This is a genomic window from Phormidesmis priestleyi ULC007, assembly GCF_003003695.1.
GTDB lineage: Bacteria > Cyanobacteriota > Cyanobacteriia > Leptolyngbyales > Leptolyngbyaceae > Phormidesmis_A > Phormidesmis_A priestleyi_A.
In genome coordinates this window covers 65,796-78,631 of the sequence record NZ_PVWG01000001.1, presented here as the reverse complement: position 1 = coordinate 78,631, position 12,836 = coordinate 65,796, and the positions used below count along the sequence as shown (strand labels likewise).

At 48.4% G+C, this 12,836-nt stretch carries 13 protein-coding genes; 7 read left to right on the top strand and 6 right to left on the bottom strand.

Going from position 1 to position 12,836, the window contains the following annotated elements; all coding sequences use genetic code 11:
- Window positions 1–270: 270 nt before the first annotated feature.
- The 4 genes from C7B65_RS00385 to C7B65_RS00370 form a co-directional block, all read right to left on the bottom strand.
- Window positions 271–1,857: a B12-binding domain-containing radical SAM protein gene (locus tag C7B65_RS00385; RefSeq protein WP_073068941.1), complete on the bottom strand. Its 1,587-nt coding sequence runs from the start codon at window positions 1,855–1,857 to the stop codon at window positions 271–273.
- A 335-nt stretch (window positions 1,858–2,192) separates the two neighbouring features.
- Complete coding sequence (gene cysW, locus C7B65_RS00380; protein WP_073068940.1) at window positions 2,193–3,068, bottom strand: sulfate ABC transporter permease subunit CysW; 876 nt, start codon at window positions 3,066–3,068, stop codon at window positions 2,193–2,195.
- Window positions 3,061–3,924 carry a sulfate ABC transporter permease subunit CysT gene (cysT, locus tag C7B65_RS00375; RefSeq protein WP_073068939.1) on the bottom strand — a complete coding sequence of 288 codons (864 nt, stop codon included), beginning with the start codon at window positions 3,922–3,924 and terminating at the stop codon, window positions 3,061–3,063. The genes cysW and cysT overlap by 8 nt, the downstream gene beginning before the upstream one ends.
- A gap of 250 nt (window positions 3,925–4,174) precedes the next feature.
- The gene (locus C7B65_RS00370; protein WP_073068938.1) at window positions 4,175–5,323 is read right to left on the bottom strand and encodes a sulfate ABC transporter substrate-binding protein; all 1,149 of its coding nucleotides are present in this window, start codon (window positions 5,321–5,323) and stop codon (window positions 4,175–4,177) included.
- Between the two features lie 374 nt (window positions 5,324–5,697).
- Here C7B65_RS00370 and C7B65_RS00365 point away from each other — a divergent pair, with 374 nt between their 5' ends.
- A complete protein-coding gene (locus tag C7B65_RS00365) occupies window positions 5,698–7,626 on the top strand; it encodes an APC family permease (RefSeq protein WP_073068937.1) in 1,929 nt (642 codons plus the stop codon).
- A gap of 268 nt (window positions 7,627–7,894) precedes the next feature.
- Here the strand turns inward: C7B65_RS00365 and C7B65_RS00360 are convergent, their stop codons facing one another.
- Window positions 7,895–8,644 carry a response regulator transcription factor gene (locus C7B65_RS00360; protein WP_073068936.1) on the bottom strand — a complete coding sequence of 250 codons (750 nt, stop codon included), beginning with the start codon at window positions 8,642–8,644 and terminating at the stop codon, window positions 7,895–7,897.
- Between the two features lie 248 nt (window positions 8,645–8,892).
- Here C7B65_RS00360 and C7B65_RS00355 point away from each other — a divergent pair, with 248 nt between their 5' ends.
- From C7B65_RS00355 to C7B65_RS00345, 3 genes are all read left to right on the top strand, one after another.
- Window positions 8,893–10,425 (top strand): AAA family ATPase, encoded by a 1,533-nt coding sequence (locus C7B65_RS00355; protein WP_219898258.1) that lies wholly within the window; start codon window positions 8,893–8,895, stop codon window positions 10,423–10,425.
- A 12-nt stretch (window positions 10,426–10,437) separates the two neighbouring features.
- Window positions 10,438–10,983: a G/U mismatch-specific DNA glycosylase gene (gene mug / locus C7B65_RS00350; RefSeq protein ID WP_073068935.1), complete on the top strand. Its 546-nt coding sequence runs from the start codon at window positions 10,438–10,440 to the stop codon at window positions 10,981–10,983.
- Window positions 10,984–11,055: 72 nt separating this feature from the next.
- Window positions 11,056–11,703 (top strand): Uma2 family endonuclease, encoded by a 648-nt coding sequence (locus C7B65_RS00345; RefSeq protein WP_073069269.1) that lies wholly within the window; start codon window positions 11,056–11,058, stop codon window positions 11,701–11,703.
- Window positions 11,704–11,713: 10 nt separating this feature from the next.
- On the opposite strand, the gene C7B65_RS00340 is transcribed toward C7B65_RS00345, so the two are convergent.
- Entirely contained in the window at window positions 11,714–12,052 is a 339-nt protein-coding gene (locus C7B65_RS00340; RefSeq protein WP_219898309.1) for a hypothetical protein, read from the bottom strand.
- Window positions 12,053–12,059: 7 nt separating this feature from the next.
- Between C7B65_RS00340 and C7B65_RS00335 the strand changes: the two genes are divergently transcribed.
- Genes C7B65_RS00335 through C7B65_RS00325 form a run of 3 tightly spaced genes read left to right on the top strand, consistent with a single transcriptional unit; the run spans window position 12,060 to window position 12,798 of the window.
- Window positions 12,060–12,272, top strand: a complete 213-nt coding sequence (locus tag C7B65_RS00335) for a helix-turn-helix domain-containing protein (protein WP_073068934.1) — start codon at window positions 12,060–12,062, stop codon at window positions 12,270–12,272.
- A gap of 11 nt (window positions 12,273–12,283) precedes the next feature.
- Complete coding sequence (locus C7B65_RS00330; protein WP_073069267.1) at window positions 12,284–12,586, top strand: hypothetical protein; 303 nt, start codon at window positions 12,284–12,286, stop codon at window positions 12,584–12,586.
- Window positions 12,583–12,798 carry a DUF2283 domain-containing protein gene (locus C7B65_RS00325; protein ID WP_073068933.1) on the top strand — a complete coding sequence of 72 codons (216 nt, stop codon included), beginning with the start codon at window positions 12,583–12,585 and terminating at the stop codon, window positions 12,796–12,798. The genes C7B65_RS00330 and C7B65_RS00325 overlap by 4 nt, the downstream gene beginning before the upstream one ends.
- Window positions 12,799–12,836: the final 38 nt, after the last annotated feature.

Here is a 12,836-nt window from a genome sequence, read left to right as displayed (position 1 = left end):
ATTTTTGGTTGAAGCTCAAAAGTTATCGCTGCCCATAATATCTACTGAACTCGTACCAATTGGGTTTGTGAATGCGATAGATCGGCATTAAGGCACGGCAGTGCCATGCCCGTACAAAAAGGGTAGGGGCATGGCACTGCCGTGCCCCGTCAGATTGAACGATCAGTCGCAGTTGCTTCCAGAATTGGCATCAATTATTAGCCCCCTTACTTTGTTGAGAATGCAGTTCTAAGTAAATTGTTAACCTTCCCAATCCTTGATGGTTGAGATCTATTTCGACAACACTGCGTTCTCAAGATCCTTTGCCTCAAGATCTCTTCTCGCCTCTTCTACTTGAAACTGGGCGAGTTGAGCATCCATTTGGTGGCTGACCAGATCGCGAAATTCAATAAAGTGTTCTGCATAAGCACACACCGTTAGATATTGATCCCAAACGGTCGGATTGTGCTTGAGAATGCTGAACAAATGATGCCAAAACATCAGACGCGTATTGCGCTTAATGCCCTGTTGCCAGACCACATAAGCCAACGCCTTTAACTCGACTAAGCCCGGAAACTTATCGGGGGCAAGTCGCGGCGGTGCGGTCATTTGTCGGAACGATCGATAGACGCGATCGAGAAAACACTTCGGCTCATACAAGGTGCAAAATGCTCGAATATACTCCTGAGCAATCTGCTCAACGGGGCGGGTTGGAATAAAATTCATCAACATGGTTTGGCTGCCGTCACCCAATATCTCTAACAGTCGTCCTTCTTTCTTTAACCGATGCCACAGCGCTGTATCGGGAAGTGCCTGAAGAATGCCGAAAGTTGTGGTTGGAATGGCGGTTTGCTCAACAAACTCAATGATCCGATCGCCCGCGCCCTGCTTCTCGCCGTCAAACCCAATAATGAACCCTGCGGTGACTCGCAAACCCGTTTCGTTAATCGTTCGCACGGCATCGACAAGAGAACTCCGCATATTCTGAAACTTTTTGGTGAGTTGCAGACTCTCAGCATCTGGCGTTTCGATGCCTAAGAAGACCGCCTTAAAGTTACACGCCACCATTGAGTGCATCAACTCTACATCTTGCGCTAAATCAACCGACGCTTCAGTGAGAAAAGTAAAGGGATATTGGCGCTCTGCCATCCAGCCTTTGAGTTCTTGCAGCATCAGCTTGACGTTGCGCTTGTTGCCAATAAAGTTGTCATCGACCATAAAAATCGATCGCCGCCAGCCCAACTGATAGAGACATTCAAGCTCTGCCAAAAGCTGTTGAGGATCTTTGGTGCGCGGTTTGCGTCCGTAAAGCACAATGATGTCGCAAAATTCGCACTGAAAGGGGCAACCCCGCGAAAATTGAACGCACATCGCATTATAAGCATCCAACTCTAGCAAGTCATAGCGGGGAATGGGCGTTTGGGTTACGTCGGGTCGTTCACCATTTGAGCGAAAAACGCCTTGGGGTTCGCCCCGCTCGATCGCTTCGACAAACAGAGGCAACGTCAGCTCACCTTCATCTAAAACGAGGTAGTCTGCCCCAGCTTCTAAAGAATCTTGAGGAATCGACGTAGGATAGGGTCCACCAACGGCAACCGATTTGCCCCGTCGTTTAGCTTCTCGAATCAGCGCCAGCAAATCTGGCTTTTGCACAATCATCGCCGACAGAATCACGACTTCTGCCCAATCCCATTCTGCCTCGGTGACGGCTCGAACGTTATGGTCTACTAGCTTAAATTCCCAGGTTTGGGGCAAGATAGCGGCAACCGTCACTAACCCTAACGGCGGCATCGAAGCTTTGCGATTAATCAGCTTCAAAACCTTTTCATAAGACTCGATCGTTTTAGGAAACCGGGGATAGAGTAGGAGTGCGCGCATAATGTTCAAAACCTGAAGTGGGTTAAACAGACTGGGGCAAGTGCATTCAAGAGAATAGCACTCTTGATTATGAAGAGGAAACACCCGATCGTCGCCTCAAAGCCTATTTTGACCCTCTAAACGTCCCAAATTTCAACATCGACTCATTAATTTGCGGTCTAATTTGATGTCAGTTCGACAGAAACGGTTTGCTCCGGTTGTAAATTCGGGAATCCCCCTAAATCCCCCAATTTGGGGGACTTCAAGCCAAAATTCCGGTTCAAAGTCCCCCAGAATGGGGGATTTAGGGGGCAGAAGCCACTAACAACGAAGCGAATAAACTCGTCGAACTGACGTTAATTTGCGTCTTTGATGCGAGTTTTGCGCTCTAAAATCTCCTTTAAGACGAGAGTCACCACTGCTAACAACGCCAGCAATACTGCTGCCGAATAAGCCGCTTCGGTTTCATATTGCTTATAGGTTTCTTCGACAAAAAGCGGTAAAGTTTGAGTCTTGTTAGCAATATTGCCAGACACCACCGAGACGGCACCAAATTCGCCCATTGCTCTAGCGTTAGTGAGAATCACGCCATAGAGCAAACCCCATTTGATGCTGGGTAAGGTGACTCGCCAAAACGTTTGCCAATCGTTCGCTCCCAGAGTTTTTGCCGCTTCTTCTTGATCGGCTCCGATTTCTTCTAACACCGGAATCACTTCACGCGCGACAAACGGCATACTTACAAACACCGTCGCTAACACCATGCCCGGAATCGCAAACACAATGTTGATATTGCTGGCTTCGAGCGCGCTGCCAAACCAGCCTCGTCGCCCATAGAGCAAGACGATCATCAAGCCCGCTACGACTGGCGAAATTGAGAATGGTAAATCGATGATGCTCAAAACAAAGGCTCGACCTGGAAACCGACGACGCGCGATCGCCAACGCTGCACACAATCCAAACCCCACATTCAACGGCACCGCGATCGCTGCCATCAATAGCGTTAGACGCGCTGCAAATAGAAAATCGGGACGGACAAGCGTCTTAAAAAATGTGCCAACTCCTCTGCTAAAGGCCTGCACAAACACGTTTGCGGCTGGAATGTAGAGCACCAGAGATAGGTAGAGAACGGCGATCGCAATCAACACCGCAGGCACCCATTTACGCTGCGGTTTGGTTGCATTCTTCCCCGTTTTGGGAACAGACGCATTAAAAGATGGACCCAGATCAGCCATATCGTTTGCCCCATGCTTGTAAGAGATTAATTCCTAGCAATATCACTAGTGAGATCATCAGCAAAACAACACCGATCACGGTTGCCCCTGAATAGTCATATTGCTCTAATCTTTGAAAGATTAACACAGGCGCGATCAGATCTTTGAATGGTGTGTTAGACGCAATAATCACAGTCGAGCCATATTCTCCAACCGCGCGAGAAAACCCTAATGCAATGCCCGTTAGAATCGATGGAAACAATGGCGGCAATACCACTCGCCAAAAAGTCTGAAAATCTGAAGCTCCCAAACACCAGGCGGCTTCTTCGATATCTTTTTCCATTTCTGTCAAAACAGGCTGCACCGTTCTCACGACAAACGGCAGTGAGATAAACGTCATTGCAACGAAAACGCCCAGTCGAGTGAAGGCAATTTTAACGCCCAAGGGAGCAAACAGAGAGCCAACCCAGCCGTTATCGCTGTAGATGGTAGCGAGTGTTAACCCGGCGACTGAGGTGGGCAGGGCAAAGGGCAAATCGACCGACGCATCAAACAACCGCTTTAAGGGAAAGTCATAACGAACTAAAACCCAAGCGATCAGCGTTCCAAACAGACCATTAGATAAAGCTGCCACGAACGCTGTTGTAAACGTCACATCGTAAGCTGCAAGCGCGATCGGACTCGTAGCAATCCGCCAAAAATTAGCAGGGCTTTCGGTACTTGCTTTAAGAAACATCGCGGCCAGCGGCAAAAATAGCATGACGCTCAGGTAGCCGATCGTGACGCGCCATGTCCAAGGAACTTGAGCCAGTCTAGTCAGAAACGTTTTCCGGGCGGGAGGCTTCTGAAATTCATCAACTTGGGGAGAAGAAACCATCGTGATATCTAGAATGAGCCATCTATGTTAATAGAAATCTAGGGACGTTTTTTGTAACATCCTAGATCGAGGATCAGTAGAGACATGGCACTGCCGTGTCCGTTAGCGTTGCAAGTAACCGAGATGCTGTAATCCACGATCCTAAGTAGAGCGGTAGAATCAAGCGATCGCCCTTATCCAACAGGACTTCGCATTTTGACCAAAACCTCCGAGGTTTGCGATCGCCCTTATCCAAGTAGAAAGCAGCACGCTACTTATTAATCGATGCCTCAATTTGATCAAAAATGGCACCATCTTCAAAAAACTTCTTCTGGAAATCAGTCCAGCCACCGAAGTCTTTGATGGTGCTCAGTGTCTTCACTGGCGGGAATTTGTCCGTGTTTTCTTTTTGAGCTGCTGCTGCGGCATCAAGGGGTCGATAGCCCAAGTTGATAAACTCTTGCTGCGCCTCTGGGGTAAAGAGGAACTTCACAAACCCTTCAGCGGCTTCTCGTGTGCCGTGTTTATCGACATTCTTATCCACAACCGCGATCGGGGTGTCGATCGAGATATTCACCTCAGGAATCGTGTATTCGAGTTTCTCACCCTTACTCTTCGCCAGAATAATCTCGTTCTCATAGTTAATCAGCGCATCGCCCTGACCCTGCTTAGAAAAAGCATCGGTCGCTTCACGAGCGTCTTTGGTCAGCACTGCCACATTTTTAAAGGCTTGGGTAACAAACTCCGTCGCTTTTGCTTCATCTGCACCTGACTTGATCGAAGCATTCCACAGAGCTAAGAAATTCCACCGAGCCACGCCAGAGGTCTTGGGGTTTGCAGTCACCCACTTGACACCATCTCTAGCTAAATCGTTAAAACTCTTGATATTTTTGGGATTCCCTTCACGGGTGGTAATCGCCGCAACGGTTTTAGCGACGATGCCGTTGTTGGGCACTTTGGTATCCCAGTCAGCATTCACAAGTCCGGCTTTGACCAGTTTGTTGGTATCGCCAGCCAGCGCTAAGTGAACTACATCGGCTTCTAGACCGTCAATCACAGCACGAGTTTGGGTGCCAGACCCGCCATAGCTTTGATTAAACGTGACCGTCTGACCACCATGATCTTTTTTCCACTGTTCAACAAACTTGGGAATAATCGCATCATAAGCGATTTTGGGAATGGCATATCCCACCAGAGTCAGCTCAACATCTTTTTGGTTTTGGGCAACTGGGCTACCCGCAGGACTGGTTGCAGTAGAATTATTGCCAGACCCATTTGAGCAAGCAGCGATCGCCACGCTCAAGGTTGCCCCGATGATAAAGAGCGATGCAAAGCTTTTGATTGAATCGAGCCTAAATTGATTGATCAGGTGTCGAGTCAGTTGTCTCCACCCAGTTAAAGCCCGTTGCCAAACCCTCATTGCTGTTGTCTCCCCTAATCTACAGTTCGCTGATCGGAATTTCGTATTTAGATCCTAGCGGGAGACAGCCAAAAAGACAAGCAAAAAGTACCTATTTTCGGTAGGGAAAGTGGAGATTATAAAGCAAGCGCGAGAAAATTGAAACTGCTACAGGCTAAATTCTCAGAAAATACTTGACCAAAACCTTGGAGGTTTAAGCCATTCTGTCGGTCACGATGCTTGATTCTTGGTTAAAACCTCCGAGGTTTGCGTAAGTCCTAATTAATAACCCTCCTAAAGGAGTTGCGCGATCGTCAATAAATCGGTCTATTACTTAGAAGGAGTGTTTACAAAACTCTACGCCTGCTGATCATTGCCCTATTGGAGGAGCCTGAATGGCTAGATCCGTTCGCCTGACTAAACTGCACCGCAGACGGTTCGCTCGTTGGTTATTAAACGACGATCGCGCCCACAAACAAGGACGGCAACCCCAACATTCTTGGTGGGAGGTAATGTGTCTAACGGGAGTCGATTACTTCTCAACGCTGGGCTATCAGCCAGGAATTGCCGCCTTAGCCGCGGGTTCTCTGTCTCCGATCGCCACCCTGATTCTGGTATTGCTGACGCTATTTGGCGCGTTGCCGATCTATCGCCGAGTTGCTGAAAAAAGTCCGCACGGGGAAGGGTCGATCGCGATGCTTGAACATTTGCTTCCCTGGTGGCAGGGCAAGTTTTTTGTCCTGTGTCTATTGGGATTTGTTGCGACCGACTTTATCATCACTATCACCCTTTCAGCCGCAGACGCAACTGCTCACATTATTGAAAATCCTTTAACGCCTGCCTTTCTTCACGGTCAAGAGATCGGCGTGACGCTGCTGCTAGTGACGTTGTTGGGCACCGTGTTTTTAAGAGGATTTCGAGAAGCGATCGGGCTTGCCGTTTATTTAGTCGGCATCTACCTGCTGTTAAATTTGGTCACGATTAGCGTTGGTCTTTATCAAATTCTGCAACAGCCGATCGTGCTATCAAACTGGCAAACCGCACTCTTTGCCGAACATGGAAACCCACTGATGATGATTGGGGTGTCAATGCTGCTGTTTCCACGACTGGCGCTGGGCTTGTCAGGGTTTGAAACGGGTGTTGTAGTGATGCCACTAGTCAAAGGGCATCAGAGCGACACTGAAGCGCAGTCTAGAGGACGCATTCAAAACACGCACAAGTTACTGACTGTTGCGGCACTGATTATGAGCTTTTTTCTACTGACTAGCAGTCTCGTGACCACGCTGCTCATTCCGGCGGCAGAGTTTCAAAGCGGAGGTAGAGCGAATGGACGGGCGCTGGCTTTTCTCGCGCATCAATTTCTAGGCGATGGGTTTGGCACTGTTTATGATCTGAGTACGATCGCGATTTTGTGGTTTGCAGGAGCATCGGCAATGGCGGGATTGCTCAACATTGTGCCGCGCTATTTGCCCCGTTATGGCATGGCTCCTGATTGGGCACGAGCCACGCGACCCTTAGTGTTGGTCTATACGGCGATCGCGTTTGTGATCACGATCCTGTTTCGAGCCAATGTCGAGGCACAAGGTGGAGCTTATGCAACAGGGGTTTTGGTGTTAATCACTTCAGCCTCGTTTGCAGTCACTTTATCAGCGCGACAACGGCGATCGCGGCAAGGCGTGATCATGTTTGGTGCAATTACGATTGTGTTTTTATACACTACCGTTGTCAATATCATTGAACGACCTGAAGGGATTCGCATTGCAGGATTTTTTATCGGTACCATCATTCTCACGTCTCTGATTTCGCGAGTTTGGCGATCGACCGAGCTGCGGTTTGAGGACATCGAGTTAGATGAAACTGCCCAACGCTTTATTGCCGAAGAGAGTCATCACACGATTCGGCTGATTGCTAATCGCTTAAACGCAGGAGACGAACGGGAATATTTCTTAAAAGAGCAGGAAGTGCGCGAAGATAACCACATTCCAGCCACCGATCCGATTCTGTTTTTAGAGATTCAGGTGTCTGATGCGTCTGATTTTGGTGGCACCCTGCATGTGAGTGGCGTTGAGGTGCATGGCTACCGGATTCTGCGGACAAAAAGTGCGGCGGTTCCCAATGCGATCGCGGCAATTTTGTTAGAACTCCGAAATCAGACGGATCAGTTGCCACATATTTATTTTGGTTGGGCAGAGGGCAATCCGATTCAATATTTGCTGCGGTTTATTCTCTTTGGTGAAGGCGACATTCCGGTAGTGACGCGTGAAGTTCTCCGACTGGCTGAAAAGAACCCCGATCGTCGTCCTACAATTCACGTAGGTGGTTAACAAAGTTGCTTTATGGAATACATTTCGGAACACTCCCGTGTAGCGTTCAAGTGTTCTATCGATATTATAACTTTCTCCAAAATTTTTACCCCAATCTTTACTCCAATTCCTGCTAAATCAACCCAAAAATGACCAACCCAAAAGTTAGTATTTTTGAAAAATTGACTCCCAGCAAGGTCTACAAGCCTGACTGGGAGAGTGAAATGCTTGAGGTCTTTGCGGGTGCAGTGGGCAAGGATGTGGAATAACTCAAATCGGGTTGCTATAGTTAACCAAGTCGATAGCCAAAGCCTCGCACCGTCACAATATATTGAGGAGCGCTGGGATCAACTTCTAACTTCTCGCGTAGCCAGCGAATATGGACATCGACCGTTTTTGGATCGCTCATCGACTCAGTTCCCCAGATGCGCTCTAGCAGTTGGTCACGAGAAAGCACTCGTCGTGGATGACGCATGAAAAGTTCCAGCAGCATAAACTCTTTGGGCGATAAACTCACCGCCTCACCGCGCACCGTCACGCGACATTCTTCTAGATACACCACCACATCCTCAAATTCAAGCACAGGCTGATCGGTAGTCTGTGCTGATAGGCGACTGCGCCGTAGCAAGACTCGACATCGGGCAATGAGTTCTCGCAGACCAAACGGCTTGACTAAATAGTCATCTGCACCGACTTCTAGCCCAACGACTACATCCATTTCGCTACCCCGCGCACTCAAAATTAGAATAGGAGTGAGATTGTTTTGTTGTCGTAGCGATCGACAAATATCTAGCCCATTCACATCAGGAAGCATCAGATCTAGAATGATTAAGTCGATCGAGAACGTCCCGTCTTCTCTCATCGTCGCACTGCGAATTAGGGTGAGTGCTTGTCGTCCATCTTCAGCCACTGTCACCTGATAGCCTTCTGTAGTCAATGCCAATACGATCGTTTCACGAATGCTAATTTCATCTTCGACCAGTAAGATGCAAAGTTGTTGAGAAGACTGCTGGAACTCAGGGATTTCAGACGAGGACATAAACTATCGAAAACCCTAATTTCATGGCATCAAACTGTAGTAAGGGCACGACATGGTGTGCCCCTACTCACCATAAACAAACGTGTGATGTTACAGGTTAAATTCGATTAAAGGTCAGGTTAATTCGGTAGAGACACGACATGTTGTGTCTCTATTAATTCAACACGGCATGTCTGTGCCCCACGCAACCATTTATCTAGAGGACATGACATGTCGTGTCCCTACCAGTACTGTTATTGTTTCTGCCGATGCCAATTTCTTCTTACCCGATGCCTTATCAAGACCTGATCGAACAGATCGATTTAATGATTCGCGCGCACTATGCGATTCTTTATCTTGTGGCAGTTGAAGAAGCGCCAGCCGAAGACGTTTTGCGTCAAGTTGCGGCGACTAAGCCCGGTCGCGCCATTTTGCTCTGGGATATTGTGCGCGGTTGGTCAGATAATGGCGCTGATAAAGGCACTGTAATGGGGGCACTAGGGCGCATTGCTAAAGCCTCAGAGCAAGAAGCCGCGATCTTTGTGCTGCGAGACTTACACCCCTGGCTTAAGCAGCCTAACAGCAAAGACAGCGTGCCGATCGTGCGCGAACTCAAAAACCTATCACGAGAACTCAAGCGCACCCGCAAAACGATCGTGTTGCTCAGTCACACACTAGAACTGCCTGTCGAACTGACCGAAGCTGTCACCGTACTTGACGCGCCGCTGCCTAATGCGGCTGAGATTGATGCGCTGATCTCTCAACTCGTGATTCCAGATAAGCTGCACCTCACCCCGCTCGCCCGCGAACAGCTCGTAAAAGCTTGCCAAGGGTTGAGTCGATCGCGGATAGAACGGGTTTTAGCCAAGGCACTCGCCGCTAAACAAATGGTCAATGAAACGGACATTGACGAGGTGTTAGACGCAAAAAAACAAGCCATTCGACAAACTGGAATCTTAGAGTTTTTCACCACAGAGCGATCGCTTAAAAGTGTGGGCGGGCTAGAAAATCTCAAGCAATGGGTGCAAATGCGGCAAGATGTCTTCACTGAAGAGGCACGGCGATATGGCATTCCTAATCCGAAAGGGCTGCTGTTAGTAGGCATTCAAGGCACCGGAAAATCACTCTCAGCAAAGACGATCGCCCATGAGTGGCGGCTGCCTCTGCTCAGACTTGACACGGGGCGATTATTTGGCGGCATCGTGGGCGAGAGTGAGAGCCGAATGCGGCAGATGATTCAAATTGCCGATGCGATCGCGCCCTGTGTGCTGTGGATCGACGAACTCGATAAAGCCTTTGGCAACCTTAACAGCAGCACCGATGGCGATTCGGGCACGAGTCGTCGGGTATTTGGGACATTAATCACCTGGATGCAGGAAAAAACCAGTCCTGTGTTTATCGTTGCCACTGCTAATAATGTGCAGATTCTCCCCGCCGAGCTATTGCGAAAAGGTCGCTTTGATGAGATTTTCTTTTTGAATTTGCCGAACGATCGAGAGCGGCAAGAAATCTTTAAAATCTATCTGCAACGCTTGCGCCCCAGTCGTTTAAGAGAGTTTGATGTTGAAAAATTAGCCTGGACAGCGCGAAACTTTAGCGGTGCCGAGATCGAACAAGTGATCATAGACGGAATGCACCGAGCATTTGGAAAAGGTCAGGTTAGTAAACGTCAAGATTTCACAACCGATGATATTTTAGAATCGATTCAAGAAACAGTTCCACTCGCTTCGATTTCTCAGCAGCAGATAGAAACTCTGCAACAGTGGGCAGAGCGATCGGGCGCACGTAACGCAAGTCAATAAAGAATTACTGAAATGAATATTAAACCCACTAAACACGATATTCAAGCGGCAACCGGGAAGATGATCTCTGATATTCTTGCCCCTGATTTAACTATTTTGTTCTGCGGCATCAATCCGAGTCTTTATAGTGTGGCAGTCGGACATCATTTTGCCCGCCCTGGAAACCGCTTTTGGAAGACGCTTCACTTCGCAGGATTCACAGAACGATTGCTCAAACCCTTTGAAGATCGAGCGCTCTTGCAATTTGGCTATGGACTGACGAATATCGCCGATCGCGCCACCGCACGAGCCGATGAACTCACCCCCGAAGAACTGATTGTTGGTCATCAACAACTCGCCGCAAAAGTAGAGTATTACCGTCCAAAAGTGCTTGCTGTCCTGGGAATCAGCGCTTACCGAATCGCGTTCAATCGCCCCAAAGCCACGATCGGACAGCAATCCGACTCGATTCACAAAGCAATCATTTGGGTGTTACCAAATCCTAGTGGATTGAATGCTCATTATCAGTTAGACGATTTGGTGCGATCGTACCAGGAACTTTTAATCGCAGTGAAATAGGTCTTGGGGCTATAGTGTGAGATATTTGTGCATCTATGATTAGTGATGGGGACGATCGAGGAGAATCAGCAAATGGTGACTATTCCCAAACAGATGCTTTCGGTTCCGCCTTTGGAGAATGGCGATCGGCTCTCGCGCCACGAGTTTGAGCGTCGATATCAAGCCATGCCGCAGGTCAAAAAAGCCGAATTGATTGAAGGTGTAGCTTACATGGCATCCCCGCTTCGCATTAAAAGTCATGGTGAACCCCACGGAAATATCATCGGTTGGCTGTGGACTTATAAAACCGCAAAACCGGGTGTAGTTTTGGGTGACAATCCCACCGTGCGTCTAGATCCAGACAATGAGCCACAGCCGGACGCAGTTCTGTTCATTCCAGGCAGACAGGCGACCATCAGCGCCGATGACTACATTGAAGGTGCGCCAGAACTGGTCGCCGAAGTGGCAGCCAGTACAGTATCGATCGACCTACACGACAAGAAACGGGCATATCGTCGCAGCGGAGTGCAGGAATACATCGTTTGGCGCACACTGGATCAGCAGCTAGATTGGTTTGTGCTGAAAGATGATGAGTATGTTTTGCTGAACGCAGATGAGCGGGGCATTATTCGCAGTCGGGTGTTTCCAGGGCTGTGGTTGGCGGTGTCTGCACTGCTGAAGGGTGACATGAAAACGGTGCTGTCAGTGCTGCAAACGGGCTTACAGTCTTCTGAAGGCTAGAGCGATCGCCCTATTCGGATACGGGATCAAAAATGATTTCATGGCTAGCGTTGGGGAATGTGCGTCTCAACGCTTTCAAATAGTCTTCTGCCTGACTGCGATAACGAAACCTTTGAACGACGATCCGCTGCATTCTGGGCAGGAGCCGAATGATGCACCACGGATGCAAACGCTGCCAGTAGTTTGACGCTGCAAAACTGTCACCCGATCGGTTGGGCTGAGAGGCTGGTATCATAGTCACGTCTCCATTTGTGGGACTTGGTGGCGATCGCTCTTGAGTTGTCCAGACCGAGGAGCGATCGCCTTCTAGCACACACTTATTAAATGCTGCGTACGCGGCAATTGTCAAGTAGTAGATGGGACTGATCCGATTAAAAGTCCGGGAATTAGCTGCTGAAAAGGGTTGGACGTTGAAAGAGGTTTCTGTAAGATCGGGAATTGCTTATGGCACGGTCAGGAGCTATGCTCACTCTCCTACTTTGGCAACGGTTGATTACACTGCGTTGATGAAGTTGGCGCGGGTTTTTGAGGTGACGATCGAAGATCTGATCGAAGTTGTTGAAGAGTGACAAACGTCGAGATGACTACATTCACTGACTTCCAAGGACGGCAGATTCGCCTAACCGATGAGCGACGGCAGCATATTCTCGAACATCCAGAGATGACAGCTTTAGAGCATGAGCTTGAGCAAACTTTGATAGAGCCAGAAAAGGTCAGGCGCTCCCAAAGTGACCCAAGTGTCATCTTGTATTACCGCTATTGTAAAGATACGATCGTTGGAGAGAAGTGGCTTTGTATCGTCGTTAAGATCTTGATCAATGATGCTTTTATCTTGACAGTATATTTAACTAACAAACTTAAATCGGGAGAGTCGTTGCGATGAATCAACAAATCAAAGTTTGGTTTGATCCAGAGGGAGACTTTTTAGAGGTTGTGTTCTTGGATAAACCTGGTTATATGCGAGAAACGAATCATGATGCGGTGATGGAACGAATTGATGAGGAGGGCAATATCTTGGGCTTCTCAATTCTCGGTATCAGCCATCTCGATAAATCTAACCCTCTCATTGCTCAACTAACGCCCAAAGCTTCGTAATGAGCTATGCCTGAAAACTAGATTGTCTAGAGCTGAAT

Excerpts from the sequence above, each read along its gene's own strand:
- C7B65_RS00385 (WP_073068941.1), bottom strand. The coding sequence starts at position 1,857 with ATGCGCGCACTCCTACTCTATCCCCGGTTTCCTAAAACGATCGAGTCT.
- cysW (WP_073068940.1), bottom strand. The coding sequence starts at position 3,068 with ATGGCTGATCTGGGTCCATCTTTTAATGCGTCTGTTCCCAAAACGGGG.
- cysT (WP_073068939.1), bottom strand. The coding sequence starts at position 3,924 with ATGGTTTCTTCTCCCCAAGTTGATGAATTTCAGAAGCCTCCCGCCCGG.
- C7B65_RS00370 (WP_073068938.1), bottom strand. The coding sequence starts at position 5,323 with ATGAGGGTTTGGCAACGGGCTTTAACTGGGTGGAGACAACTGACTCGA.
- C7B65_RS00365 (WP_073068937.1), top strand. The coding sequence starts at position 5,698 with ATGGCTAGATCCGTTCGCCTGACTAAACTGCACCGCAGACGGTTCGCT.
- C7B65_RS00360 (WP_073068936.1), bottom strand. The coding sequence starts at position 8,644 with ATGTCCTCGTCTGAAATCCCTGAGTTCCAGCAGTCTTCTCAACAACTT.
- C7B65_RS00355 (WP_219898258.1), top strand. The coding sequence starts at position 8,893 with ATGCCAATTTCTTCTTACCCGATGCCTTATCAAGACCTGATCGAACAG.
- mug (WP_073068935.1), top strand. The coding sequence starts at position 10,438 with ATGAATATTAAACCCACTAAACACGATATTCAAGCGGCAACCGGGAAG.
- C7B65_RS00345 (WP_073069269.1), top strand. The coding sequence starts at position 11,056 with ATGGTGACTATTCCCAAACAGATGCTTTCGGTTCCGCCTTTGGAGAAT.
- C7B65_RS00335 (WP_073068934.1), top strand. The coding sequence starts at position 12,060 with ATGGGACTGATCCGATTAAAAGTCCGGGAATTAGCTGCTGAAAAGGGT.
- C7B65_RS00330 (WP_073069267.1), top strand. The coding sequence starts at position 12,284 with ATGACTACATTCACTGACTTCCAAGGACGGCAGATTCGCCTAACCGAT.
- C7B65_RS00325 (WP_073068933.1), top strand. The coding sequence starts at position 12,583 with ATGAATCAACAAATCAAAGTTTGGTTTGATCCAGAGGGAGACTTTTTA.